General features: G+C 61.2%; 22 protein-coding genes. 4 read left to right on the top strand and 18 right to left on the bottom strand.

Features of this window, described 5'->3' with window-relative positions; genetic code table 11:
* Nucleotides 1–5 precede the first annotated feature (5 nt).
* From IPK09_05695 to IPK09_05645, 11 genes are all read right to left on the bottom strand, one after another.
* Nucleotides 6–1,529, bottom strand: a complete 1,524-nt coding sequence (locus IPK09_05695; protein MBK7983112.1) for a VWA domain-containing protein — start codon at nt 1,527–1,529, stop codon at nt 6–8.
* Nucleotides 1,529–2,617 carry a MoxR family ATPase gene (locus IPK09_05690; protein MBK7983111.1) on the bottom strand — a complete coding sequence of 363 codons (1,089 nt, stop codon included), beginning with the start codon at nt 2,615–2,617 and terminating at the stop codon, nt 1,529–1,531. Before IPK09_05690 ends, IPK09_05695 begins: the two co-directional genes overlap by 1 nt.
* A gap of 97 nt (nt 2,618–2,714) precedes the next feature.
* Nucleotides 2,715–3,977: an NDMA-dependent methanol dehydrogenase gene (gene mdo / locus IPK09_05685; GenBank protein MBK7983110.1), complete on the bottom strand. Its 1,263-nt coding sequence runs from the start codon at nt 3,975–3,977 to the stop codon at nt 2,715–2,717.
* A 532-nt stretch (nt 3,978–4,509) separates the two neighbouring features.
* A complete protein-coding gene (locus IPK09_05680) occupies nt 4,510–4,818 on the bottom strand; it encodes an MTH1187 family thiamine-binding protein (protein MBK7983109.1) in 309 nt (102 codons plus the stop codon).
* A gap of 84 nt (nt 4,819–4,902) precedes the next feature.
* Complete coding sequence (locus tag IPK09_05675; GenBank protein ID MBK7983108.1) at nt 4,903–6,018, bottom strand: acetoin dehydrogenase dihydrolipoyllysine-residue acetyltransferase subunit; 1,116 nt, start codon at nt 6,016–6,018, stop codon at nt 4,903–4,905.
* Nucleotides 6,018–7,034, bottom strand: coding sequence for an alpha-ketoacid dehydrogenase subunit beta (locus tag IPK09_05670; protein ID MBK7983107.1), 1,017 nt, complete (start codon nt 7,032–7,034; stop codon nt 6,018–6,020). Before IPK09_05670 ends, IPK09_05675 begins: the two co-directional genes overlap by 1 nt.
* Nucleotides 7,035–7,070: 36 nt before the next feature.
* Entirely contained in the window at nt 7,071–8,066 is a 996-nt protein-coding gene (locus IPK09_05665) for a thiamine pyrophosphate-dependent dehydrogenase E1 component subunit alpha (protein MBK7983106.1), read from the bottom strand.
* 20 nt (nt 8,067–8,086) lie between these two features.
* A complete protein-coding gene (locus IPK09_05660; protein ID MBK7983105.1) occupies nt 8,087–9,184 on the bottom strand; it encodes an NAD(+)/NADH kinase in 1,098 nt (365 codons plus the stop codon).
* Nucleotides 9,185–9,382: 198 nt separating this feature from the next.
* Nucleotides 9,383–9,979, bottom strand: coding sequence for a DUF938 domain-containing protein (locus tag IPK09_05655; GenBank protein ID MBK7983104.1), 597 nt, complete (start codon nt 9,977–9,979; stop codon nt 9,383–9,385).
* A 107-nt stretch (nt 9,980–10,086) separates the two neighbouring features.
* Entirely contained in the window at nt 10,087–10,851 is a 765-nt protein-coding gene (locus IPK09_05650) for a hypothetical protein (protein MBK7983103.1), read from the bottom strand.
* Nucleotides 10,852–10,969: 118 nt separating this feature from the next.
* Nucleotides 10,970–13,474 carry a sodium-translocating pyrophosphatase gene (locus IPK09_05645; GenBank protein MBK7983102.1) on the bottom strand — a complete coding sequence of 835 codons (2,505 nt, stop codon included), beginning with the start codon at nt 13,472–13,474 and terminating at the stop codon, nt 10,970–10,972.
* 450 nt (nt 13,475–13,924) lie between these two features.
* Here IPK09_05645 and IPK09_05640 point away from each other — a divergent pair, with 450 nt between their 5' ends.
* Both IPK09_05640 and polA read left to right on the top strand, forming a co-directional pair.
* A complete protein-coding gene (locus IPK09_05640; protein ID MBK7983101.1) occupies nt 13,925–14,350 on the top strand; it encodes a F0F1 ATP synthase subunit epsilon in 426 nt (141 codons plus the stop codon).
* 16 nt (nt 14,351–14,366) lie between these two features.
* Nucleotides 14,367–17,117 (top strand): DNA polymerase I, encoded by a 2,751-nt coding sequence (gene polA / locus IPK09_05635; protein ID MBK7983100.1) that lies wholly within the window; start codon nt 14,367–14,369, stop codon nt 17,115–17,117.
* 45 nt (nt 17,118–17,162) lie between these two features.
* On the opposite strand, the gene IPK09_05630 is transcribed toward polA, so the two are convergent.
* Entirely contained in the window at nt 17,163–17,852 is a 690-nt protein-coding gene (locus IPK09_05630) for a hypothetical protein (GenBank protein MBK7983099.1), read from the bottom strand.
* A gap of 443 nt (nt 17,853–18,295) precedes the next feature.
* On the opposite strand from IPK09_05630, the gene IPK09_05625 reads away from it, so the two are divergent.
* Nucleotides 18,296–18,637 (top strand): DUF2782 domain-containing protein, encoded by a 342-nt coding sequence (locus IPK09_05625; GenBank protein ID MBK7983098.1) that lies wholly within the window; start codon nt 18,296–18,298, stop codon nt 18,635–18,637.
* 30 nt (nt 18,638–18,667) lie between these two features.
* Here IPK09_05625 and IPK09_05620 read toward each other — a convergent pair whose 3' ends face one another.
* The 6 genes from IPK09_05620 to IPK09_05595 form a co-directional block, all read right to left on the bottom strand.
* Complete coding sequence (locus IPK09_05620; GenBank protein ID MBK7983097.1) at nt 18,668–18,808, bottom strand: hypothetical protein; 141 nt, start codon at nt 18,806–18,808, stop codon at nt 18,668–18,670.
* Between the two features lie 74 nt (nt 18,809–18,882).
* Nucleotides 18,883–20,082 carry an RtcB family protein gene (locus tag IPK09_05615; protein MBK7983096.1) on the bottom strand — a complete coding sequence of 400 codons (1,200 nt, stop codon included), beginning with the start codon at nt 20,080–20,082 and terminating at the stop codon, nt 18,883–18,885.
* Between the two features lie 250 nt (nt 20,083–20,332).
* The gene (locus IPK09_05610) at nt 20,333–21,064 is read right to left on the bottom strand and encodes an SDR family oxidoreductase (GenBank protein MBK7983095.1); all 732 of its coding nucleotides are present in this window, start codon (nt 21,062–21,064) and stop codon (nt 20,333–20,335) included.
* 42 nt (nt 21,065–21,106) lie between these two features.
* Nucleotides 21,107–21,913 (bottom strand): SDR family oxidoreductase, encoded by an 807-nt coding sequence (locus IPK09_05605; GenBank protein MBK7983094.1) that lies wholly within the window; start codon nt 21,911–21,913, stop codon nt 21,107–21,109.
* 37 nt (nt 21,914–21,950) lie between these two features.
* The gene (locus tag IPK09_05600) at nt 21,951–22,832 is read right to left on the bottom strand and encodes a class I SAM-dependent methyltransferase (GenBank protein ID MBK7983093.1); all 882 of its coding nucleotides are present in this window, start codon (nt 22,830–22,832) and stop codon (nt 21,951–21,953) included.
* A 54-nt stretch (nt 22,833–22,886) separates the two neighbouring features.
* Nucleotides 22,887–23,168, bottom strand: a complete 282-nt coding sequence (locus tag IPK09_05595) for an acyl carrier protein (protein ID MBK7983092.1) — start codon at nt 23,166–23,168, stop codon at nt 22,887–22,889.
* A 301-nt stretch (nt 23,169–23,469) separates the two neighbouring features.
* On the opposite strand from IPK09_05595, the gene IPK09_05590 reads away from it, so the two are divergent.
* On the top strand, nt 23,470–24,600 hold the full coding sequence (locus IPK09_05590; protein MBK7983091.1) for a tetratricopeptide repeat protein: 1,131 nt from the start codon (nt 23,470–23,472) through the stop codon (nt 24,598–24,600).
* The last annotated feature ends 36 nt before the right edge of the window (nt 24,601–24,636 follow it).

Here is a 24,636-nt window from a genome sequence, read left to right as displayed (position 1 = left end):
CCCGGTCAAGGCCGAACGACCGACTGTCGCAGCAGGTTCTCGGTCACCTGACCGAGCTGCTGCAAGTTGCGGACGACCTCGGTCTGATGGCAGACCGATTCATACAAGGGCATGTCGCAACTGCCCAGCCGCCAACTGCCGCGCGACTCCGGCGACAGCCACAGCAATTGCTTGGCCCGGCGGCGGATCGCCTCCAGCGCCCACACCTGGGGCGGGTTGCGGTTGCCGCGGCCGTCGCCGAGGATGATGACGGTGGTCTGCGCGGTGACCGCCGATAGATAGCGGTTGTGAAACCGTTCCAAGGCCCGGCCGTAATTGCTGTCCACTTCGGTGTCGAGCAAGCCGCCGTCGAACACGGCGGCGATGGCCTCGTCGATGCCGAGCTGGTCGAAGTAGGGGCTGATTTCCACCAGATCGCTGACGAAGGCGAAACTGCGCACCCGCTCGAACAGCATTTGTAAGTTATAGACCAAATGCAGCATGAAGCGTGCGGTGTTGCGAACCGAAAGGCTCACATCGCAGATCACCGCCAGCCGGGGTTTTTCGTCACGGTAGCGGGTTAGCACCGGCTGAAACGGAATGCCTTCATATTTCATGTTACGACGCAGGGTGAGCGGTACGCTGATGCGGCCTTGGTGGCTGATGCGTCGCCGGTAGGAGCGCGCCCCGCGCATCCGCCGGCACAGCCGCTGCACGATCTCGCTCATGTCCCGCCGCTCCTGTTCGGTGAAGCGGTAGTCGGGCCGGGGCCGGTTCGGACGGTCGGCCACCGTCAACGATTCCTGACGCAAGGCCAGCTCGCGTTCCAGATGGCGTTTCAGCAGTTCCGGCAGGTGGGCGATGCCGCCGGTCACGCGGGCGGATAATTGTTGCAGCAAACCCTCGTCGAGGTCGGCGTCGCTCAATTCGTCCAGGAGATCGGTCACGGCGTCGGCGATCAGATCCGCGTCGAGCGCGGCGATGGCCTCGTCGAGATTCAGTTCGCCGGCGCGACGGGCGTGCTTGACCCGCCGCGCCTTGAGCAGTTGCACGGCGTTGCGCAACGCCTGATCCAGCAGTTCGCGGCGGCGGCTCAGCACCAGATTTTGCCCGAATTCGCTCAAGCTGAAATCGTCGGGGTCTTGATGGGTGTTGAAGTGGGTCGCCATTTGCGACGGGTCGAAATAATCCCGGATGTCGAGCGCGTCCTCGTGCGCGTTGTCGCCGTCCGGGCGGCCGCTCGCGCCGTCTTGCGCCTCGGTGGCCTGCGGCGGTTGCACCGCGGCTTCGGGTTGCGGCGGCGGCTCGCTCGCCGGCGCGGCGTCCGGGTCGCGCTTGGGCAGGTTGAAAAACTGATCGAACAGTTCCTCGAACATGGATCCATCGCGCAGGTCTTTGATCAAGGTGCAGCGCAAGACGGCGCGCACCGTGTCGCGGTCGTCCAGCGCCACCCGCGTCAGCGCCTGCATGGCATCCAGCGATTCGGCGGGCGAAATCCGCGCGCCGCGCCGTTTCAGCAGGAAGATGAAGCGGTTGATGGCGGCGTCCATCACGCCCCGCCGGTGCGGCCGTCGGTGCGGCCGCGATAGCTGGTGAAGTAGCGGGCGGCGTGTTCTTGTCGGCGCTGTTCCAAAAAGTTCGCATCCGGCTCGGCCGGCTGTTGCGGCGGCTGGAGCGGGGGCGGCGCGCTGAAGGATGAGGTTGGGTCTTGCGGCGGCGCGGACGCCTGAATCGGTTCGGCGATCCAGTTCAATTGCTCGTTGACCCGCTGGGTGTCGCGCTCGTACTTGACCAGCAAGTGCAGCGTTTCCTCCAGCAAGGCCGGCGTCAGGGCGTCGGCGTCCAGCAGCACCAGCGCCCGCGCCCAATCCAGAGTTTCGCTGATGCTGGGAGCCTTGCGCAGGTCCAAGGCGCGCAAGCGGCGGATCACCGCGACCACTTGCGCCGCCAGCGCCTCTCGCAGCGACGGAACCTTGAGGCGGACGATTTCCAACTCGCGCGGCTCGTCGGGATAGTCGATGAACAGATGCAGGCAGCGGCGCTTGAGGGCGTCGCTCAGATCGCGGGTGTTGTTGCTGGTGATGATGACGTAGGGGATGGTCTTGGCCTTGACCGTGCCGATCTCCGGCACGGTGACCTGAAAATCGCTCAGCACTTCCAGCAGGAAGGCTTCGAACTGCTCCTCGGCGCGGTCGAGTTCGTCGATTAACAGCACCACCGGATCGGGCGAGTCGATGGCTTGCAAGATGGGGCGACGCACTAGAAAACGTTCGGAAAAAAACACGTCCTCGTGCAGGTCCAAGCGCGCGACCGCTTCGCGCAGGCCGTCGGCCCCCTCGAACAAGCCGCCGATCTTATCGCGCAGGATTTGGGTGTAGAGCAGTTGCTTGCCGTACTCCCACTCATACAAAGCGTGCGCCTCGTCCAGCCCGCCGTAGCATTGCAGCCGGATCAGGGAGCGCCCCAGCGCGGCGGACACCACCTTGGCCAGTTCGGTCTTGCCCACGCCGGCCGGCCCTTCGATCAGGATCGGCTTTTGCATTTGCAAGGCGAGAAAAGCGACCGTCGCCAGCTTGCGGTCGCAGATGTACTGCTGTTCGCGCAGCCGCGCGATGGTCTGCTCGATGGATTCGAACATGCGCCGACTCCGGGTCCGACCCGCCGGTCATCCACTGGCGGGTCGGACCTTTAGGGAAATGCTCTGTAAAAGAGCTTAGTCCAAGCGGCAACCCGTTTTAGTAGGTGCCGGTCAAGGAGTGGCGAACGACCGGCGCTACCGACTCGTAGCTGCAATCGCGGGCGTTGCCCGGCGTCGAGCCGTCTCCCAGCACATGTTTGGTGATGCGATCCACGTCCCGGTCATCGCCGACGATCTTAGGCCCGCCCAATTCGGCGTAGCGGCCCTTGCCCACCTGCGATTTGGTGTACGCGCCGACGCTGGTGAAATTGGCGGGGATTTGCAAGTCCTTGCTCAAGCGGATCGCCGCTTCGACCGCCCGTTCGGCGGCGGAGACATCCGACAGGCCGTCCACGTTTTCGCCCATCGCTTTGGCGATGTCGCGGAAGCGTTTGTAGTTGGTCGGCATGTTGTATTCCCAGACTCGCGGCAGGGCGACCGCGTTGTTCAGGCCGTGATGCGAGTCGTAGAAGGCGCTGACCGCGTGGGAAATCGAATGGATGATGCCGAGGCCACCGCTGTTGAACGCCTGCGCCGAGATGTAAGAGGCATACATCATGTTGAGGCGGGCTTCGTAATTGAGCGGCTCGTACACCGCGCGGCGCAGGTTTTGCGCCACCATTTCGATGCCGAGCAGCGCGCTGCCCAAGCTCGGAATGAAGTCGATCCGCGAGACGTAGGGTTCGGAGGCGTGCGCCAGCACGTCGAAGCCGCAAAACGCGGTCAGATCGGGCGGCATCGAGAAATGCAGCACCGGATCGTTGATGCTCAGCGTCACCGGGACGTTTTCATCCATGCCGAGCCATTTATACGGGGCTTTTTCCGAGGTGGTGTCGGTGATGACGTAGGCCCAACTGGTTTCGGAGCCGGTGCCGGCGGTGGTGTTGACCGCGATGTGGGGCGGGTTGTTGGGGTTGTCGGATTTGTTGAAGCCGTCGAATTCGTTGACGTTGCGGCCGTCGTGGGACACCACGATCCGCGCGCCCTTGGTGGCGTCGGTCACGCTGCCGCCGCCGATGGAGATGAAACTGTCGCACTTTTCCCGCGTGTAAAGGTCGGCCATGTCCATGACGTTGTAATCCTTGGGATTGGATTCCACCTTGTCATAGAGCACGACATCGATATCGCGGTATTTGATCTTGCCGACGACATCTTCCACGATGCCGGTGCCGCGCAGGCCGGATGTCGAGACCAAGCAGCGCTTGAAGCCGAGTTTTTTAGCTTCGACGCCGATCATTTCGTAAGCGCCGGGACCGAGCAACCCGCGCGGGATGCGGTGAAATTCTTTAATCGGGAACTGCCAAAGTTTGTGAGCTTCCACGGTTGACCTCCTCGTAGGGTTACGGACACGGCTCAATATCCGTGTCGTTTTTCCCGCCGGTGGCGGGACGTTGCCTTTGGTGCGGGTTCGGTCGGTAATGCCCGAAGCGCCCGGCAATCGTTTTATAAACGCCGGTCGAGCAACGGATACGCGCACGCCGGCTTGAGGAAGGCCATATCAACAAGCGCGCCAACCTGAGCGCTCGATCCTAAATTTTTTAAGCTTTTGTTAGATCACGATTAAAAATGGAAAAAATTCGTTTGTAGGAAGCGGGGGCCGTCCCGCGCGCGAAGATCGCGAAATAATCGTGACAGGGACTGTCACGGGTACTGTGCCAAGGCGTTACAGTGCATGAAGCGTGTTGCGATTTTCGCCGCGGGCGGCTGAAGGCGTCGGGGCTGAAAGGCGGGGTGCAAAGCCGTTAAAATGAGCTGAACAAGCGGAGATCCGGCGATTTCGACGCTCGCGCGGTCTCCGGCAGACTAATTGAACGAGGATCGGAGGATTGAAAGCGTCGCTCGGCGACGCGGGCTCAAGTCGAGAGCTTGCGTCCAAGCTTGTTTTCTACCGACGCTATTTTGCTGGTTAGGCGGCCGGCCGGGCCGGCGCGATAGTCGATCTTGATGTGGGTGCCGACGCGGTTGTGGTGTTCCGCCAAATACTTGAAACAGCGGGTTACCACCGCCATCACCTCGTCCCATTCACCCTCAAGGATCGTACCCATCGGCGTGAGTTGGTAAGCCACGCCGCTTTGATCCACGATGTCGAGAATCTGCGCCACGTACTGGCTGACGCTTTCCGAGGCGACATGTGGAGCCATTTGAAATTCGAGCAAAACCATATCGGCCTCCGAGTGAAAGCGCATGGCGACCGAAAGAAACCGCCATGCGGGTTAATGAGTGACAGATGGAACGGGCTTGGTTCCTCAACCGCCGACGTGCGCCTTAATGGCGGCATTGACCTCGTGCGCCTTCTCCAGCATGGCCATGTGGCCGGCCCCATCGAGGATTTTAACGGTTGCCCCCTCGGGCGCGTTGGCCGCGTGCGCCGATGGGATCACTCGGTCGTCACGCCCCCAAAGCACCAGCACCGGCTTGCCGCTCCTAGCCAGCGGGGCGGCGATTTGCGCCGTCTGCCGGCCGTCCTTGAACAATGCCGCGCCGAGTTCCGCCAGCAGCGGCTCCACGCCGTCCATACGCTTGTACTTCAGCATATCGTCGATCATCTGCCGGCTCACCAGCGACGGATCGAAGAACAGGAGCTCCAACACCGGTTTTAGCTCGCGGCGCGACTGCGCTTCAACGTACCCGTCGATGTAATCAGCATTGATCTCCGCTCCAAAGCCGGCCGGACTGATCAGCGCGACGCTGGCAACGCGGTCGGGGGCGTCACTCGCCAGTTGCGCGGCGATGGCCCCGCCCAGCGAATGCCCGACCACATGCACCTGTTTGACGGCAATGGCATCCAGAAAGCGCGCGACGAAAGCCGCGAGCGCGGCCAGCGTCGTCCCCGGCAGCTTGACGTCGCTCTGACCGTGGCCGGGCAAGTCGAGCACGATGGCCGGCGAATGCTCGGCGGCCGCATCGATATTGAACAGCCAGTTATCCAGATCGCCGCCGAAGCCGTGGATGAACAACACCGGCGTGCCTGATTCGAGACCGCGCCGGGCGTAACGCACGCCGATGCCATCGACCGTGACGGTCTGAAAAACCGCGCCTTCCTCTGCTTCGCCCTCGCCGGCGGCCGGCACGACGTAGGCCGCCACGTAAGCGTCGATTTCCTCCTCGCTGACCTCGGTCGGGGCCATCACCCCCAGCAGCGCTTTCACCGGCAGCACATCGCCTTCCTGGGCGATGCGCCGCCGCAGCAGCCCAGCGTCGGCGGCTTCCACATTGCTCGCCAGCTTGTCGGTTTCGACGTCAAGGATCGGCATTCCGACCTCAATCGTCGCGCCTTCTTCGACCAGCCAGCCGTTGACGGTGCCTTCTTTCATCGACAGGCCCCATTTCGGCATGACGATGGGCGTGATCGGACCAGCCATCAGGTTTTCCCCTTCTTGAGGGTGCGGCGCGCGGCATCGGCGATCTGTGGGCCGCTGGGGATATAGAGGTCTTCCAGCGCCGGCGAAAACGGCACCGGGACATGCGGCGGCGTCACCAGTTCGATCTGGGCCTTCAGCGCGCCGAAGGCTTGCATCGCCACCTGCGCCGAGATGTCGGTGGCGATGTTGCAACGCGGGCTGGCTTCGTCCACGCAGACTAGGCGACCGGTTTTTTCGACGCTTTCCAGCACCGTGTCCAGGTCCAGCGGCGACAGGGTGCGCAAGTCGATCACTTCGGCCTCAATGCCGTCCTTCGCCAGCAGCGCCGCCGCTTCCAGCGCGCGATGCACCATCAACCCGTAGGCGACGATGCTGACATCCTTGCCGTCGCGCGCCACATTGGCTTCTCCGAACGGCACCGTATAACTCTTTTCCGGCACGTCGCCTTCGAAGCCGTACAGGTTTTTGTGTTCGCAAAAGATCACCGGATCGTTGTCGCGGATGCTTTGGATCAACAGGCCCTTGGTATCGTAGGGGGTGCTGGGGCAGACCACTTTCAAGCCGGGGATGTGGGTGAACAGCGGCGTCAGCATCTGCGAGTGCTGGGCGGCGGCGCGAAAACCCGCGCCGACCATCGCCCGGATCACCACCGGGGTTTCGGCCTTGCCGCCGAACATGTAGCGGAATTTGGCCGCCTGATTGAAAATCTGGTCGAAACAGACCCCCATGAAGTCGATGAACATCAGTTCGGCAATCGGGCGCATCCCGCAGGCCGCCGCGCCGATGGCCGCGCCGACGTAGGCGCTCTCGGACAGAGGCGTATCCAGCAAGCGGTCGCCGTGCTTGGCGTACAAGCCCTTGGTCACCCCGAGCACGCCGCCCCAGGCGTCTTTTTCGCCCTCGCCACCGGCCCCACCTACGATGTCCTCACCCATCATGATCACGGTCGGGTCGCGGCTCATTTCTTGATCGATCGCTTCGTTGATCGCCATTTTCATACTGATTTTTCGTGCCATTTCGGTCTCCTTCCGCGCGAATGCGCGCCGTGCGGCTCAGTAACGAACGTAAACGTCGGTCGTGAGATCGGCGGCGGTCGGTAGCGGGGCGGCTTTCGCCGCGGTGACCGCGTGTTCGATCAGGCCCAGCACCTCGTGGTCGATGGCTTGCAATTCGGCTTCGGTGACGACCTTCGCCCCGACCACCGCCGCTGCGAAGGCGCGCAGGCAATCGCGGTTGGCGCGAATGTCTTCGAGTTCGCCCTTGGCGCGGTAGGTTTGCGCGTCGCCCTCGAAATGGCCGTGGAAGCGCACCATCTTGCATTCGAGCAGGGAAGGGCCGCCGCCTTCGCGCGCCCGGCGGATGACTTCGCCGGCGGCTTCGTAAACGGCGAAGAAATCGGTGCCGTCCACCGTGATACCGGGCAGGCCGAAGCCGGCGGCGCGATCCACGTAGCTATCGACGGCGGTGCCGTAGTCGCGCGAGGTCGATTCGGCGTAACCGTTGTTCTCGACCACGAAGATCGCCGGCAGATTCCACACCGCCGCCAGATTCAGGCTTTCCAGGAAGGTGCCCTGATTGCTCGCGCCATCGCCGACGAAACTGATCGCCACATCGCTCGGCTGACCTTTTTTAGCCCGATATTTGGCGGCGAGCGCGGCGCCGCACACCAGTGGCGCGCCGGCCCCGAGGATGCCGTTCGCGCCCATCATGCCCTTGGACAGATCGGCGATGTGCATGGAACCGCCCTTGCCTTCGCAGGAACCGCCCTTCTTGCCGTAAATTTCTTTCATCATCGCCGTCACGTCCACGCCCTTGGCGATGCAGTGGCCGTGGCCGCGATGGGTCGAGGCGATGCGGTCGCCGTCGCCCAGATGGATCATGATGCCGACGGCGGCCGCCTCCTCGCCGGCGTACAGGTGGACGAAGCCGGGGATATCGCCGCGCCCGAAATCGATGTGCAAGCGTTCCTCGAACTCGCGGATGGTGCGCATCCGCCGGTATGCGGCCAGTAATTCGTCCTTGGCTAACGGAAAGGGATGGTCTGCCATAAGGATCTCCTCGACTGGGGTCAGGAAGGAAGGTGGAACAGGCCCGCCGCCGCCGCGATGCTCATGCAGCGGGCCACGTCCACCGTGGAAAAAGCGCTCTCGCGCAAAGTCACCGTCACGCGCTCGCCGGAATCAAACGCCAGCTCGCGCTCGCCATCGAGCGCGACCACCCCGGCGTCCAAACCGACGGCGAACGGCTGGCCGGCGGGCATCGGCTGGAAGTGTTCGACGCCGATCTCGCGCACCGTGCCCGGTGCGATGGGGGCCAACAGGCCGATGCGCCGCCGGGCCGGATCTTGGGCGAGTTGCACCGATAGACCGCCCGGCGCGGTGCGCGCGACCGGATGCAGTAACCCGCCGATGGACGACAAGCCGATGGCTTGTGGCTCGGCGAAGGTCAGAAAGACGCTGTGTAACCCTTCCGGCTTCCACAGGGCGCGCGCGCCGATGTAGCGGTCGGTCGAAATCACCGCATCGACCAGCGCGATATCGCGTCTCACCGCGCCATCGGAGCCGCTGATTGACACTTCGAGCAGTTTGTTCGGCGCTAGCGCCTGCGCGGCGTCGAGTCGGCCGGTGGCGTACAGACCCACCGCCAAGCCGGTGATGCTGGATTCGCGCAGTTCGGGGAAGGCGTTGTTGGTACCGGTGGACAGTCCGGCGATGGGGATCGTCGTCGGGCTAGCACCGCCATCGATCAATTCGCGCACCACCGCGCGGTGGGTACCGTCGCCGCCGAGTACGATGATCGCCACCGCCCCAGCCTGACGCAGCAGGCGGGCGGCCAGAAAGGTGTCTTCCACGGTCGAGGTCGGCTCCATGTCCAGGAAATCGACCCGTGGAAATACATGATGGAGGTTGTGCTCGCGCTGCAAGTGCCGCGAGAGCATGGCGCGGATGCCGGCCCGATCCGGCATCATCAGCACCCGCGAGACGCCGACAGCCGCCAGAGTGCTGAGCGCCCGCAGTACGATGTTGACCCGATCCGCCAGTTGCAGGTTGCTGGCGTTGGCGACGATGCGCCGGATGTCGCGCGCCGAAACCGGATTCGCGATGATGCCCACCAGCGGCGGCGAAGCCGATGCTGGAACGGCGGGAGTCAGAGGTAAGCCTGGCATGTCGTGGGTCGCCTCCAGATCGACAACGATGTGCTGGAAAACCCAAACTGAGCAGGATTTTAAAAACCGCTCAAAGCCCCTAAACCGAAAGTGTAGGACGCTTTTCGCGATCTGCTACCGGAGGTTGCGCCGTCGCCGGTTTTGGTGGGGGTGTCGCGACACGCGACGAGGCGGCTTTCGCGTCAAACCGTTACAGTCTCACTCTCGAACCCATACCAAGGTTCGATTGTTGACCGGCATCGGACAGTCGGCCAGCAGCCGCAATCCCTCTGCGTCCGCCAACCGGTTGAGGTCGTCGAAATCGCGCACGCCGCTTTCCGGATCGCGCGCCCGCAACCACTGGTCAAATTGGGCGTTGCTGACGCTGGTGTACTGACCGCCGTAGTTGAAAGGCCCGTACAGGCAGAAGGGGCAGCCAGGTTTCAACAGTCGGCCGACGCCGCGAAACAGGCACTCCACCATGCTCCAGGCCATGATGTGAGCGGTGTTGGCCGAAAACACGCCATCGGCGCGCGCCACCGGCCAAGGCTCGCGGCAGACATCGAGTTCCAGCGGCGGGCGCAGATTGGGCAAGCCGGCTTCGTCGAACCAAAACTGTATGCCGGGTAGAGCGCCGGCTAGATCGGTGGTTTGCCAGTCGAGATCGGGCAGCGCGCGGGCGAAATGAACCGCGTGCTGGCCGGTGCCGCCGCCGATTTCCAAAATAAAGCCCGGCTCGATGAAAAACCGCCGTAGCACGGCCAAAATAGGTTCCTTGTTCTGCTCGCAGGCTTCGGAATAGGGTTTGGCGTTCATGATGCTCGCGGGCGGTTTGGAAATGCCAACGGCCGGGCTTCGCCGGCCGTTTCAGGGCAACTGCCGTTCGGGTAGTCCGACAGCCGGAGAGGACAGCTGAGTCCTTGCTAGAGATTGGCCGAGCGCCACCAATTGCTGTGATCCTTTCTGAGGGTGGCGGGCGAGAGCATGGGGTAGTAGACAAGTTCCTCCCCGATGCCGGCGAAAAAGCCGTTCTTGACCATTCGGAACGGGAATTCGAGTGAGTGGACGCGATGGACCAGTTTGTTCCACTTCGACTTTGGTTCCAGTTCCATCAGCGCCTCGCGCAGATGTTGCAGGAAGGAATACGGCAGATCGCCCTCCTTGCCGTTCTCAGGATCGCGGGCCAGCGGTCCCAATTCCAGTTCGACGAAGCACATGCCGGGAAACCGGAACGACTTGGAAGGCTTGGTGACCACATCGGCATAGTAGGCGGCCGGATCGAACACGCTGACCACCAGGCTGTTAATGGGCGCGAGATCCTGATACATGTGCAATTCCGGCTCGACTTTCGGTAGCGTGTCGCCGCGGCTCAAGCCCAGCGTCTCACCCATCGCCGTAGTCAGATACATCTTGCCCAAGACGCTCACTGTCAGATGCTCCGTCACCCGGTACATCGAGACGTAGATGGAGTTCTTGGGCGAGCCGTCGGCCTTGCTCACGCAGCGCTTGTAGCAGCCGTCGATGTCGAAGTACGGATGCCGGTAGTTCGGATCGATTTCGAAGAAAACAGCCTGTCCCTTCGATTTGAACTTGTGTCCGGTCGCGTAATACTGCCCGAACTTTTCGGGGGGCAACATGGAGGCGATCAGCGCCTCTGGAATCAACGAGTAGTAGAGATGGATGGACATGTGATCGGTCCTTTATAAAGAAGCAACTGAGTTCTGGATTCGTCTGCACCGCCGTGGCGCGAAGGGGAACGCGCCTCCCATTCCGTTCCATCATAGTCACGACGCAGCGCAATAACCACTAATGTTCAGCGGTCTTGGTGATGATGCGCATCCCGTAGAAGCTGCGGAACACGAAGAGCAAATTGATGGCCAGGGACACGGCGGCCAGCAGCCAAACCAGCCCTTGATAGCCCTGCGCGTGCAAGCCCACCGCCATCTCCACCGCCAGCAGGCCGAACAGGGTGGTGAACTTGATGATCGGGTTCATCGCCACCGAGGCGGTGTCCTTGAACGGATCGCCCACGGTATCGCCGACCACCGAGGCGTTGTGCAGGTCGGTGCCCTTGGCGTGCAGTTCGGTTTCGACGATCTTCTTGGCGTTATCCCACGCGCCGCCGGCGTTGGCCATGAACACCGCCTGATACAGCCCGATGATCGCCAGCGCGATCAGGTAGCCGATGAAGAAGAACGGTTCGATGAAGGCGCAAGCCAGAGTGCCGAAGAACACCGCCAGAAAAATGTTAAACATGCCTTTCTGGGCGTAGATCGTGCAGATCTCGACGACTTTCTTGCTGTCTTTCTGCGACGCCTTCACCACCTCATCCAGCCGGATGTGGGTGCTGATGAACTCCACGGCGCGGTAAGCGCCGGTCGATACCGCCTGGGTGCTGGCCCCGGAGAACCAGAAGATCGTTGCGCCGCCGGAAATCAGGCCCAGCAGGAACGGCGGATGCAGCAATGACAGCTTGTCCAAATTCTCGGTCAGGCCCGCCGTCAGCAGCATAACGATGGAAAACACCATCGTCGCCGCGCCGACCACGGCGGTGCCGATCAGCACCGGTTTGGCGGTGGCCTTGAAGGTATTGCCGGCGCCGTCGTTCTCTTCCAGCAGAAATTTCGCGGCCCGGAAGTTGAGATCGAAGCCAAAATCCCGCTTGATCTCCGCTTCGATGTCGGGAATCTGTTCGATGGTCGACAGCTCATACACCGATTGGGCGTTGTCGGTGACCGGGCCGTAGCTGTCCACCGCAATCGTCACTGGCCCCATGCCCAAAAAGCCGAAAGCGACCAGCCCGAACGAGAAGACCGTCGCCATCATGGTGGCCTTGGCGGCATCGGGATTGATCACGGCGGTCAGTTCGAACTGCGACATCAGATAGGCGCCCGCCATCAGCGCGACGATGATCACCCCGATCCAGAAGGCCGAGAAGTAACCGGCGACGATCCCGGACAGGATGTTGAGGCTGGCGCCGCCGGCCTTGGACGAGGTGACCACTTCGCGGACGTGTTTGGAGTTGGTCGAGGTGAAGACCTTCACCACTTCGGGAATGATGGCCCCCGCTAGCGTCCCGAGGGTGATGATCAGCGACAGTTGCCACCACAGGTGCGCGTAGACCTTGCCGGCGACCACGAAGTGGCCGATCAGCAGATACGACACCAGGAAGGTCAGCACCAGGGAAACACCCGAGGTGATCCAGACCAGCGAGGTCAGCGGCGCTTCGAAGTCGAAACGCGCCTTGTCCGCGTAGCGCCGCTCGGCCAGCCGGCCATTGGCGAAGTAGGAGACGCCCGAGGCGACGATCATCATCACGCGCATGACGAACAGCCAGACCAGCAACTGCACCTGCACGGCGGGTTCCGGCACCGCCAGCATGATGAAGCTGATCAGCGCCACGCCGGTGACGCCGTAGGTTTCGAAGCCGTCGGCGGTCGGGCCGACCGAATCGCCGGCGTTGTCGCCGGCGCAGTCGGCGATCACGCCGGGGTTGCGCGCGTCGTCTTCCTGGATGCCGAATTCGATCTTCATCAAGTCCGAGCCGATGTCGGCGATCTTGGTGAAGATGCCACCGGCGATGCGCAGCGCCGCCGCGCCCAGCGACTCGCCGATGGCGAAACCGATGAAGCATTTGCCCGCCAGCGCCGGCGACACGAACAGCATGATGCCGAGCATGATCAACAGTTCGGTCGAGATCAGCAACATCCCGATGGCGATGCCCGACTTGATCGGAATGGCGTAAACCGGAAAGGGTTTGGCGGCCAGCGAGGCGAACGCGGTGCGGCTGTTGGCCAGGGTGTTGATGCGGATGCCGAACCACGCCACCAGAAACGAACCCGCGATGCCGACCAGGGAAAACGCCAGAATCAACCCCACTTCGGGCACGGAAAGCCGTTGGACGAAGTAGAAGTAACCGATCATGATCACCGCCGTGAAGGCTTCCAAAATCAGCAAGAATTTGCCTTGGGTGATCATGTAGGTCTTGCAGGTTTCATAGATCAGCTCGCTGACCTCCGCCATCGAGCGGTGGACCGGCAGGCCCAGAATCTGGCGGTAGATGACACCGCCGAAAATCAGTCCGCCCAAGCAGATCCAGAGCCCGTAAAACAGCAGCGTCCAGCCCGACGTGCCCCCAAAGAACGCCGCCAGCGCCGCATCGTCCAGGTCCGGTAAAACCAGATTCGCTTCACTGACGTGGCCGCTCGCCGCCAGCGCCGGCAACGCTCCCAATCCGGCGGCGATCAGCAAAAGCAGCAGCAGGCAACGCGCCAGCCGCCCCAAAACAAACCTAAAATTAATAAATGTCATCGGGGTTCCTCAAAACTAGGTCTCCTGTAAAGAGTTCCATGATCCTAACTACGGGGCGGGTGAACGCATGGTGGATCGCTCGGCGCGATCGAAGGGGTCGATAACGTTGCCGGCTCGGTTCGCGTCGTGAACTTGTTCCATCACGGAAAAATTCAAAGGATCATTGAGTTCGAATTTTTTCCGAGCAATAGATTAGCGCAACTTCAACTACTTTAGGAGTTACTCGGTTTCGGGTAAGGTGTCAATTGAGCTAGTCAAAAAGCCCTGCGCGGCGGGTCGGTCAAGCACGATTCGGCCGCGAACCCAGGATTCCAGGGATTTGGCGATGCCGCGTCAAAGGCAAGTAGGCGACGGTCGATAGCGGCGACGGTTTCGGAACGGTTTTCCGACGAGCATGAGCAACCCCCATAAACTGAGAACGACCAACCGATTCGCACGGAATTAAGAGAAATGGCACTCAAGGTACACGTCGATGTGGTCAGCGCGGAGAAGGAGCTGTTTTCCGGGCTGGCCGAGATGGTGGTGGCAACGGCGGAATTAGGCGAAGTCGGCATCTTGCCGGGACACAGCCCGTTGTTGGCCCGGTTGAAACCCGGCCAGATCCGCATCCAACTCTCGGAACAGGAAACCCACATCATCTACGTCTCCAGCGGTCTGCTGGAAGTGCAGCCGCGGATAGTCACGATTTTGGCTGATTATGCCGAAGACGCCGCCAATCTGGATGAGTCGGGCGTTATCAAAGCGCAAGAGGCCGCCCGGCGCGCCTGTCAGGATTCCTGGTTCAACGTGGAATGCGCCAGGACTCTGGCCGAAGCCACCGCTCAGTTGCAGGCTATCGACCGGCTGCGCCGGCAAACTTACCGGCGGGGCAAATGAGTCGGACGCCGAGCGTATGAATGCCCCCAAACCTTGCCTGTTGGTCGATGGCTCGTCCTGGCTGCACCGCGCGTTCAACGCCTTGCCGGCGTTGAGCACCAAGGCCGGCGCGCCGACCGGCGCGCTGTACGGCGTGCTGAACATGTTGCGCCGGCTGTTGGCCGACTACCGGCCCGACTATCTGGCGGTGGTGTTCGATGCCCCCGGCAAGACCTTCCGTCACGAACAATTCGCCGCTTACAAGGCGCATCGTCCACCGCTGGCCCCGGAACTGAGCCAGCAGATCGAGCCGCTGCACGCCTGCGTGCGCGCCTTGGGGTTGCCGCTGTTGCAGGTGGCGGGCGTCGAAGCCGACGACGTGATCGGCACGCTGACCCGTCAGGCGACCGCTAAGGGACTGCCGGTACTGATCGTCAGCGGCGACAAGGACTTGGCGCAGTTGGTGGGCGAACAGGTGCGGATGTTGGACACCATGAAAAACGTGGTGACCGATGTCGCTGGCGTGGAAAAGAAATTTGGCGTGCCGCCCGCGCTGATCGTGGATTGGCTGGCGCTGGTCGGCGATTCCTCCGACAACATACCCGGCGTGGCGGGCGTGGGTCCAGTCACCGCCGCCAAGTGGTTGCAAAAATACGGTTCCTTGGATCACTTGGTCGCGAATGTCGCTGCTATCTCCGGCAAGATCGGCGACAAGCTGCGGGAAGGATTGCCCCAACTCGCATTATCCCGACAGCTGGCGACCTTGGATTGCGCGGTGCCCTTGCCTGTTACTGTCGAGGAGTTGCGGCCCGCGCCGCCCGATATCGCCGCGCTGCGCGCCTTGTACGAACGCTATGAGTTTCGTTCCTGGCTGCGGGAGTTGCCGGCGAGCGGAACGGACGGTTCCTCGGTCGCGCCAGCACCGCTCAGCGAGTCGCCCTCGCCCGTCAGCGCGCCGGAAACCCTGGTGGATGAGGTGGGTACGCCCGTTTATCAACTGGTGCTCGATCAACCCGCGCTCGATAGCTGGCTAGAACGACTGAGCGCGGCCGAGCTGTTCGCTTTCGACACCGAAACCACCAGCTTGAATTATCTGGATGCTCGCATCGTCGGGGTGTCCTTCGCGGTAAAAGCGGGCGAAGCGGCCTATGTGCCGCTGGCCCACGACTATCCCGGCGCGCCGGATCAGTTGAATCGGGAGGCCGTGTTGGAGCGGTTGCGCCCGCTGCTGGAAGACCCGGCGCGGCCCAAGCTCGGCCAGCATCTCAAGTACGACGGGCACGTGTTGGCCAATCACGGCATCACGCTGCGCGGCATCCGTCACGATACCTTGCTGGAATCCTACGTGCTGGATTCCACCGCCCGGCACGACATGGATTCGCTGGCGGAGCAGCATTTGCACCTTCACACCATCCGCTTCGAGGACGTGGCGGGGAAGGGCGCGAAGCAGTTGACCTTCAATCAGGTGGCGCTGGAGCAAGCCGGCCCCTACGCCGCCGAGGACGCCGATGTGACCCTGCGACTGCATCGTCGGTTGTGGCCGCGACTGGAACGGGAACCGGCGCTGCGGCGTTTGTATGAGGAGATGGAGCTTCCGCTGATCGAGGTGCTGCTGCGCATGGAGCGGACCGGCGTTCGGGTGGATGCGACGGCCTTGCGCCAGCAAAGCGGCGAGTTGGCGAAACGGCTGTGGGAACTGGAGCAACAGGCTTACGAACTGGCCGGCGACCGCTTCAATCTGGGTTCGCCCAAGCAGTTGCAAGCCGTTTTATTCGAGCGTCTGAAGTTGCCGGCGGGCCGCAAAACCGCCACTGGCCAATCGTCCACCGCCGAGGCGGTGTTGCAGGAGCTGGCCTTGGATTATTCCCTGCCCAGGGTGATCTTGGAGCATCGCGGTCTCAGCAAGCTGAAGTCAACCTATACCGACCGGTTGCCCGAGCAGATTCAAGCGCGCACCGGCCGGGTTCACACTTCCTACCATCAGGCCGTGACCAGCACTGGCCGCCTTTCTTCGTCCGATCCCAATTTGCAGAATATCCCGATCCGCACCCCGGAGGGGCGGCGCATCCGACAAGCCTTCGTGCCGGCGCCGGGCTGGGTGATGCTGGCGGCGGATTATTCGCAAATCGAGTTGCGGATCATGGCGCATCTATCCGGCGATGCGGGGTTGTTGCGCGCGTTCGCCAGCGGGGCCGACATCCATCGCGCCACCGCCGCCGAAGTGTTTGGGGTGGCGCTGGAGCAGGTCAGCGCCGAACAGCGCCGCAGCGCCAAGGCCATCAATTTCGGCCTGATTTACGGCATGTCGGCGTTCGGGCTGGCCCGGCAGTTGGGCATCGAACGCGGCGCCGCTCAGGATTACGTGAACCGTTACTTCGCCCGCTATCCGGGCGTCAAAGCCTACATGGAAAACACCCGCCGCCAGGCCCTCGACCGGGGTTATGTGGAAACCGTGTTCGGCCGTCGGCTGTATTCGCCAGAGCTTCGCGCTCGCAACGCCCAATTGCGCCAGGCGGCGGAACGGGCCGCCATCAACGCCCCGATGCAAGGCACCGCCGCCGACATCATCAAGCGGGCGATGCTGGCGGTGGATCGCTGGTTGCAAGAATCGAATTTTCCGGCGCGGATGCTGATGCAAGTCCACGACGAGTTGGTGTTCGAAGTGCGGGACAGCGCCGCGACCGAGGCCGCCGAGCGGATTCGGGCGGCGATGGTCGCGGCGGCGGAACTACGCGTTCCGCTGGACGTGGAAATCGGGACCGGCGCCAATTGGGATGAGGCGCATTGAGGTGGACCGACCAAGCAGTGCGACCACGATTCGATAGCGCTGCGGTTAAGCTGCATAATCCCTGGAAGCCAGCACCTCTTCAATTTCGCGGGCGCATCGGTCGAACAGCATGATCGTTTCGACCACCATCGTTTCGATGCGCGTCTTGGCCGTGCCGTCATCCGCTGAATAAGCCCGCGCCAAATCCAGATCGATTTCCAGATGAGAGGGGCCGTCATCATGCGGGATGAGGTGCACCTCCCCCCAGATCCAACGCTTGCGGGAAAAGCGCTCCAAAAAAGCAGGCTGGCTGGTTAAAAAGGCCGACAGCTCCTCCGCCACGAATTCGGTGCCCGCAAGCACCGAGAAAAAACGCGGCAGATCCTTGGAATAGGACGATTCGATCAGGGTTTGAACGCTGGGAAGCAGGGGACCGTCAAGGTCCGACAGGCCCAGGCATTGGGCGTCTTTCTTCCAATGGCTGGCATGTGAGCCCTCTTCTTGTTTCATGATCGCCACCGCCCTAGCCAATTCGGTGAAGGTTTGATTGACCCGCTCCCGACCGGCGCCACAAAACCGCTGCTTCAGCGGATCTCGCGGTAACCGTTGCTTGTCGATGGCGATTTCAAACTCGCGTACGAACGGCCAGAACCCAATGTGCAGCGCCTCGCTAGCGCTCATTTCACCGCGCCCCGCGCGGCGGATCAACGAAGAGGATCGCATCCCATCGCGCGCGATCGCGCGCAGGTCCGCCATTGCAAAAAAGCATGGGTCATCGTTGAAAAACAGACTCGCGTGCATTGTTACCCCGCTTCAAGCATGAAAAGCAAACCGATGCTTCGTCTGAACTCTCGGCTTTTCCAAGTATAACATTTATAATACATTAAAGCGAATTAATCGGTTAATATATAATAAATGTATATTATTGAGAATATAAAAATAATGCTATATAGGTTAATTAATTTCAAAAATATTACACCTTTTTTCCGAAATAGGCTACCTTTGGTTTGAAATTTTATCCCTGACCGAGCAAACGGTTTGGAGAGAGCGGATGAGAGGGTTTTTAAAAATGCAAATTCGAAAAGACGGGTTACTCCGGCGGCTGGACAAACATCCGGCGCTGAGAAATGATGGGTCCGCGCGATTCCACTCGACCGGAGCGACCGGATTGCCCGGTCAGCCACTATGAGGGATTGACCATGCGTTCGCGGTTGTCGTTGTTTCTACTGCTGCTGGCGAGTCTGAGTTGGGCTCAAGACCGGCCCGATCCAGCCAGACTGGAACCTATCCCCGACGGGCCTCCCGAGACTGGCCGGGAATCGAACGGACCCACACCCGAAGTCACCATTCGCCAGCGCGGTGACCGAGGGAGCATTGAGGAATATCGGGCCGGAGGCATTCTCTATATGGTCAAGATCGTGCCGGCCAGGGGAGTGCCTTATTATCTGGTGGATACCGACGGGGACGGCAATTATGAAACCCGCTACAGCGAGCTTGAGGACGGGATGTTGATTCCGGCGTGGGTGTTGTTGCGCTGGTGAGCGCCGCGGCCGAAGGTCAACGGTCCCCGTTTACGGCGATGGGCGCCATTCCGAGGCCTCCCGTTTGAGTTGGACGCGGAGCTTGGTGCGATCCGCCGAACGAGCTTGTTGATGCGCGCCGCCTTTGCGCAGGATCGGCGCGGTGGCGACGGGGTTGCGGCGTTTGCGCATGGCGAGAGTCTCCAAGTAAGCCCTCCGGCCGCCAGCCGGCGGGGAGGGGTGTCATGAGTGGTGGATCGAGCGGGCTAGCCCTTCACGCAGACCACTTGTTTGAGGGTGTGAACCACCTCGACCAAATCCGCCTGATGGGCCATCACTTGGTCGATGTCCTTGTAAGCGGCCGGAATTTCATCGAGCACGCCCGCGTCCTTGCGGCATTCCACCCCGGCGGTTTGCGCGATCAAGTCCTGCGGATCGAAAGCCTTCTTGGCCTTACCCCGGCTCAAGCGCCGGCCCGCGCCGTGCGAGCAGGAGCAGAACGATTGCGGTTCGCCCTTGCCGCGCACGATGTAGGATTTCGCGCCCATGCTGCCGGGGATGATGCCCAGATCGCCTTCGCCGGCGCGGATGGCTCCCTTGCGGGTGACAAACACGTTCTCCCCGAAGTGCCGCTCCACCGCCACGTAGTTGTGGTGGCAGTTGATCGCTTCCTTGGTCGGGGTGAACGGCGTCAGCTGTCGGCTCAGAACGTCCAGGATCAACCGCATCATCTCGCGGCGGTTGGTCATGGCGTAGTCCTGCGCCCACTGCACCGCTGTCACGTAATCATCGAAATGCGCCGCGCCTTCTTGCAAATAAGCCAGATCGCGGTCGGGCAGGCTAGCGATATGCTGGCCCATGTCCTTGCGCGCCAGATCGATGAAATAGCGTCCGATGATGTTGCCGATGCCGCGGCTGCCGGAGTGCAGCATCACCCACACGTCCTGATTTTCGTCCAAGCACAGCTCGATGAAATGGTTGCCGCCGCCCAGCGTTCCCAACTGTTGCGCCCAAATCCGTTCGACGTTTTTCTGCATCTTGAGAATGGCGGGGTGCTTGCCGACGATGCGGTCCAAACCGCCGTCCAGGGCGCGCACCGCCGAGGCCGGCACGCCGGGCTTGTCGGCGTGCATGGCGAAGCCGACCGGCACCGCCGCTTCGATGGCCGCGCGCACCGGCTTCAAGTTATCCGGCAACTGACTGGCCTTGAGGCTGAGCCGGACCGCGTTCATCCCGCAGCCGATATCGACTCCGACCGCCGCCGGGATGATGGCGCCCTTGGTGGGGATGACGGCGCCCACGGTCGCGCCGATGCCGACATGAACGTCCGGCATCGCCGCCACATGGCTGTGGATGAACGGCAGTTGCGCGATGTTGGTCAACTGCGTCAAGGCTTGCGGGTCCACGTCGTCGGTGTAGATTTTGACTGGTGCCTTGGCCTTGGTGATGATCCGTTGGATAGGCATGATGGCTACTCGCTGCAATGAAGGTGCTCAATCGAGCGTCCCAACAAAAAACCCTGGATGACGGGTTGTCATCCAGGGTTTTTCTGATGCGGGAAACCGGCTCGGAAGACAACGGGTGCCTGCCGAGGACCGCTCGGAAGGCGTTATGGGGTGGCGGCTTGAGGTTCGAGCATGGGGTCACCTTCCAAAGACGGGTGGGTTTGAAGCCGGTAGGGGCCGCGATTATTCAAGGTTGCCGGGGCGATGTCAATCAGAGTTTGGAAGCTGGAAACGGGACGATCAGGGGGGCGAGCAGTTGGCTATCGGGCGGCAGGGCCAGCATGAAGAGGATCAAGTCCGCCACCCGTTCCGGCGGCAGGGCGTTGGCCGGCGCCGGGATGGGATGGTTTTGCCGCCAGATCGGCGTGGCCACCGCGCCCGGCAAGACGGTTTGGACGCGGACGCCGAACTGTTGGACCTCGGCGGCGAGGGATTCGGAGAGGCCGATGACGCCGAACTTGGAGGCGCAATAGGGGGCGTCGTGGGCGCGGCCCTGACGGCCGGAGACCGAGGAGAGGTTGATGATGTCGCCGCGCCGCTGGCGGATCATGGCGGGCAGGACGGCGCGGTTGCACAGAAACAGGCCGCGCAGGTTGGTGTCGATGACCTGATCCCATTCCGGGGTGGCGAGTTGGGCCAGCGGTTTGAGGGTGCCGCCGTCGCCGCGCAGGATGCCGGCGCAAGCGACCAGGATGTCGATGCGCCCGAAGCGGTCCAGGGTTTGCTCGACCAGCCGCTGGATGTCGGCTTCGGAGCGGACATCCACCGCCAGTCCCAGATGATCGCCCCGCGGCGCGCGCGCCAGTTCCCGCGCCACGGCCTCGGTCCGGCTCTGGTTCTTGCCCGTTACCACGACGCGGGCTCCGGCGTCAGCCAGGGCGTGAGCGACCGCCAAACCGATGCCGCTGACGCCGCCGGTGACGATGGCCACCCGGTCGCGCAGCGCTTCTCGTAAAGCGAAATTCGGCACGGCGGATCGACCGCTTCAACCGGCGGGATCGTTTTTCGCCGCCTTGCCCACGCCGCGCCGGCGCACCTGCAACGGAGCGATGACGGGAGCGAGAATCTGGGTGTCGGGCGGTAAGGCCAGCATGAAGAGGATCAAGTCCGCCACCCGTTCCGGCGGCAAGGAATGCGGCGGCATCGGCACCGGGCCGTTCTGTTGCCAGAAGGCGGTATTAACGGCGTCGGGCAAGACGGTTTGGACGCGGACGCCGAACTGTTGGACCTCGGCGGCGAGGGATTCGGAGAGGCCGATGACGCCGAACTTGGAGGCGCAATAGGGGGCGTCGTGGGCGCGGCCCTGACGGCCGGAGACCGAGGAGAGGTTGATGATGTCGCCGCGCCGCTGGCGGATCATGGCGGGCAGGACGGCGCGGTTGCAAAGAAACAGGCCGCGCAGGTTGGTGTCGATGACCTGATCCCATTCCGGGGTGGCGAGTTGGGCCAGCGGTTTGAGGGTGCCGCCGTCGCCGCGCAGGATGCCGGCGCAAGCGACCAGGATGTCGATGCGCCCGAAGCGGTCCAGGGTTTGCTCGACCAGCCGCTGGATGTCGGCTTCGGAGCGGACATCCACCGCCAGTCCCAGATGATCGCCCCGCGGTTCCGCTTTCAAGTCAGCCAGCACGACATCGATTTGAGTTTGAGCGAGGTCGGCCACGACCACGCGCGCCCCGACGCGGGCGAGCGCCTGACAGGTGGCGCGACCGATGCCGCTGGCGCCGCCGGTGACGATGGCGACGGCAGCCCGCAATGGCTGGTTGGCGGATTCGGCGGGCGATGAAATCGGCATGAGCTTGTCCTGAAGAATTTAAACTATTATTTAATAGTTATTTTTTGATCGCCCACAGCTCCAGCCAGTTACGTGGCACGGCGGAGGCGCCGGTGGCGGCGAGCGTCGGATGGGCCGTTTTTTGCAAGGCGGTAGCGGCCATTTCGACGGGATAACCGTTCAGCAGTACTTCAGCGAATCCAGCGTAGGCTCCGATGGCCGCAAAGCAATGGCCGTCCAGCATGACGACCCGTTCATTTAAATCGTTGACTTGAAAACCTTGCCGCTCCAGCAGCGCGACCCATTCCGCCGTGCTGTACCAACGGTTGCGGAACGCCTTGCGGTTTTTGTCGCGAACTCGCCGGATCGGCGGCTGTCCTTCGGCTTGCAGTCGGTCGCTGACGGTTTGGATATGGCGGACGGCCTCGTTGAGCCAGTCGACATAAAATTGATGGGTGCCTTCTGGAAAGGTTCCTGCATAGAATGCTGAATTGAAGCCGAACAAGCCGCCGGGTTTGAGAACGCGCCAGGCGGCGGCAACCAGTTTTTCCTTGTCGGGCAGCATGTGAATGGCGTTGGCGATCACCACGCAGTCGAACGCTGCTTCTGGAAAAGGCGGCTCGTCGGCGGGCGACACGGCGAAGGCCACGACAGGCTTGCCAGCGGCGGAGCGGGCGCCGGTTGGCGCGGAGCGGCCGACCCGATAACCGAGTTGCTCGAACCGGCGGGTCGCCAGCTCGATTTGCACCGGGTCCTGATCCAGGCCGTTCAAATCCGCCTGGGGTGCCGCCTTGATTAGCAACTCGCTGACCGCGCCGTTGCCGCAAGCCAGCTCCAGAATGCGGGTCAGGTGACCGAGAGATTGTCGTTCGAGGAATTTTTCATTCGCTTCGACATACTGTGGAAGCGTGCTGAATGCTTCATAAGTGGTGCTGTTCATGGGAGTCGATGAAAGCTCGATGCGGCTGAAACAACGCGGAAATCACCCGTCAAACTACAGGTTCTCTTTGAGAAATTGAACGACTTCATGAACGTACAATTCGTCCACGTAGCGACCCTCTTTGAGCAGGAGTTTTTCAAACGGTAAATTTCGTCTTTGAAAGGCTTCTTCGACCGCGACGACAAACTGAACGATATCGATGGAGGCAAAGCACAAATCTTCTATGAGCCGGACGTTTTCGTCGATTTCACCGTCATAATCTATTTCCCAGTCATTCGTCATTTCATTGAGAATGTGGATCACTTTTGCAAGAATTGCTTGTTGGTCGTTGCTCATTTAAGATGGCTCTCTAACAATTATACCATGATGCCGGAATTGTAACTGAACGATGGATTATCGCGCAAGTTGGCTTTTTAGCGATTGACTCGAAACAACAGAGTCCTGTTTATTGAATTTCCACAGTTGTTTGAACCTGTTTTTGAGAACGCCGGATGCGTCTGAGTTTTAGTGGGTGCACCAGTGGATGGCGCGAACTCCAACCACACATTTTAGCTGAAAATTTGAGTGCTGAGTTTATGGTTTTAAGAAAAGCAACCGCCTGGTATTTTAATTCGGCAACCGTAGGGTAATGATTGAAATGAAACAACGCGATGAGTGGAAACCAGTGGTCAAGCGATTGGCTGTCGACGGGCGGGAACATCTCAAGAAAGCCAAGGCGTTGCTTCGAAAAAAGCACTATGAAGAAGCTTTGCTTGAGTTTCAACTTATTTTGGAAAACGATCCAAAATCCGTCAGTGCCTTGCTGGGAATGGGCTTGGTGTTTTTCAGGCAGGAGCGTTTTGAGGAAGCGTTAATTCAATTTAGACAAGCCAAGGCGCTCGATCCATTGCAACCCAAGCCTTATATGCTTGAAGGGCTGGTTCTTCTGCGCCAAGAAAATTTCGAGGACGCCGAGAGCATGTTTAAGGCGGTCTTGGATTTGGATGCGAGATCCCATCGGGCTTTATTGGGTCTGGCGGAGATAGCGCTTTCCAGAAAGCAGTACGATGAAGCGCTCGCCAAACTTCGAGAAGCGCTGCGCTATAATCCCCAGTTGCTGACACCTCGAATCTTAAGCGCCAAGGTTTACACCGAACAAGGAAACCTTGAAAAAGCCATCGGGGAAATCCAAACGGTTTTGGAAATCGACCCGAGTCAAGCCAAGGCTTATTTTCATTTGGCTCGGCTGTACGCCCGCCGCGATGAGAAAGACAAAGCGGCTGATGCATTGAATGTAGCCATGGAAAAATTGCCGGAAAAGAATGCTTCGGTTTATTTGAAACTCGGCTTGCTGGCGGTTGAGCTGAAACTGTATGAGGTTGCTGAAAAGGTATTTGGTGTTTTGCTCCAGCTGCAACCCAGCCGTTCGATGGTGCAAATTTATTTGGTCGAAGCCTTGATTGGCGCCGGCAAATTCGATAAGGCGGAATCTGCTCTCAAACAGTTGCCGCTCAACAAGCAAAACGCGGGATTGATTCATAAATTACTCGGAGATATTTATTACCAGCGCGGGCAGTTTCGGATTGCGGTCGAGGAGTATCGGGCGACCGTGCTGGGAATCCCCGAACTGGCCCAGCAATTTTCCGAGCTGGTCGATGAGGCGGACGATTCCCAGGACGATGATTGGGAGAGTTTGGCCGGTACCTACCAACCGTCGCTGGGCAATGTCCTGTCCGATCAAACCGAGCGTTTGCGCGAAGCGCGCGCGCGTCGCCGCAACCGCCGCTAGCTTTTTCGCCGCGAGATAAGTTGATGAATCATCTAA

This window comes from Candidatus Competibacteraceae bacterium (genome assembly GCA_016713505.1).
In the GTDB taxonomy this organism is placed as follows: domain Bacteria; phylum Pseudomonadota; class Gammaproteobacteria; order Competibacterales; family Competibacteraceae; genus Competibacter_A.
This window is presented reverse-complemented; position numbering and strand designations above follow the sequence as displayed.

Bases quoted from the DNA above. Each gene is read 5' to 3' on its own strand.
- IPK09_05695 (MBK7983112.1), bottom strand. From the start codon at position 1,529: ATGGACGCCGCCATCAACCGCTTCATCTTCCTGCTGAAACGGCGCGGC.
- IPK09_05690 (MBK7983111.1), bottom strand. From the start codon at position 2,617: ATGTTCGAATCCATCGAGCAGACCATCGCGCGGCTGCGCGAACAGCAG.
- IPK09_05680 (MBK7983109.1), bottom strand. From the start codon at position 4,818: ATGGTTTTGCTCGAATTTCAAATGGCTCCACATGTCGCCTCGGAAAGC.
- IPK09_05675 (MBK7983108.1), bottom strand. From the start codon at position 6,018: ATGGCTGGTCCGATCACGCCCATCGTCATGCCGAAATGGGGCCTGTCG.
- IPK09_05670 (MBK7983107.1), bottom strand. From the start codon at position 7,034: ATGGCACGAAAAATCAGTATGAAAATGGCGATCAACGAAGCGATCGAT.
- IPK09_05665 (MBK7983106.1), bottom strand. From the start codon at position 8,066: ATGGCAGACCATCCCTTTCCGTTAGCCAAGGACGAATTACTGGCCGCA.
- IPK09_05660 (MBK7983105.1), bottom strand. From the start codon at position 9,184: ATGCCAGGCTTACCTCTGACTCCCGCCGTTCCAGCATCGGCTTCGCCG.
- IPK09_05655 (MBK7983104.1), bottom strand. From the start codon at position 9,979: ATGAACGCCAAACCCTATTCCGAAGCCTGCGAGCAGAACAAGGAACCT.
- IPK09_05650 (MBK7983103.1), bottom strand. From the start codon at position 10,851: ATGTCCATCCATCTCTACTACTCGTTGATTCCAGAGGCGCTGATCGCC.
- IPK09_05645 (MBK7983102.1), bottom strand. From the start codon at position 13,474: ATGACATTTATTAATTTTAGGTTTGTTTTGGGGCGGCTGGCGCGTTGC.
- IPK09_05640 (MBK7983101.1), top strand. From the start codon at position 13,925: ATGGCACTCAAGGTACACGTCGATGTGGTCAGCGCGGAGAAGGAGCTG.
- polA (MBK7983100.1), top strand. From the start codon at position 14,367: ATGAATGCCCCCAAACCTTGCCTGTTGGTCGATGGCTCGTCCTGGCTG.
- IPK09_05630 (MBK7983099.1), bottom strand. From the start codon at position 17,852: ATGGCGGACCTGCGCGCGATCGCGCGCGATGGGATGCGATCCTCTTCG.
- IPK09_05625 (MBK7983098.1), top strand. From the start codon at position 18,296: ATGCGTTCGCGGTTGTCGTTGTTTCTACTGCTGCTGGCGAGTCTGAGT.
- IPK09_05620 (MBK7983097.1), bottom strand. From the start codon at position 18,808: ATGCGCAAACGCCGCAACCCCGTCGCCACCGCGCCGATCCTGCGCAAA.
- IPK09_05615 (MBK7983096.1), bottom strand. From the start codon at position 20,082: ATGCCTATCCAACGGATCATCACCAAGGCCAAGGCACCAGTCAAAATC.
- IPK09_05605 (MBK7983094.1), bottom strand. From the start codon at position 21,913: ATGCCGATTTCATCGCCCGCCGAATCCGCCAACCAGCCATTGCGGGCT.
- IPK09_05600 (MBK7983093.1), bottom strand. From the start codon at position 22,832: ATGAACAGCACCACTTATGAAGCATTCAGCACGCTTCCACAGTATGTC.
- IPK09_05595 (MBK7983092.1), bottom strand. From the start codon at position 23,168: ATGAGCAACGACCAACAAGCAATTCTTGCAAAAGTGATCCACATTCTC.
- IPK09_05590 (MBK7983091.1), top strand. From the start codon at position 23,470: ATGAAACAACGCGATGAGTGGAAACCAGTGGTCAAGCGATTGGCTGTC.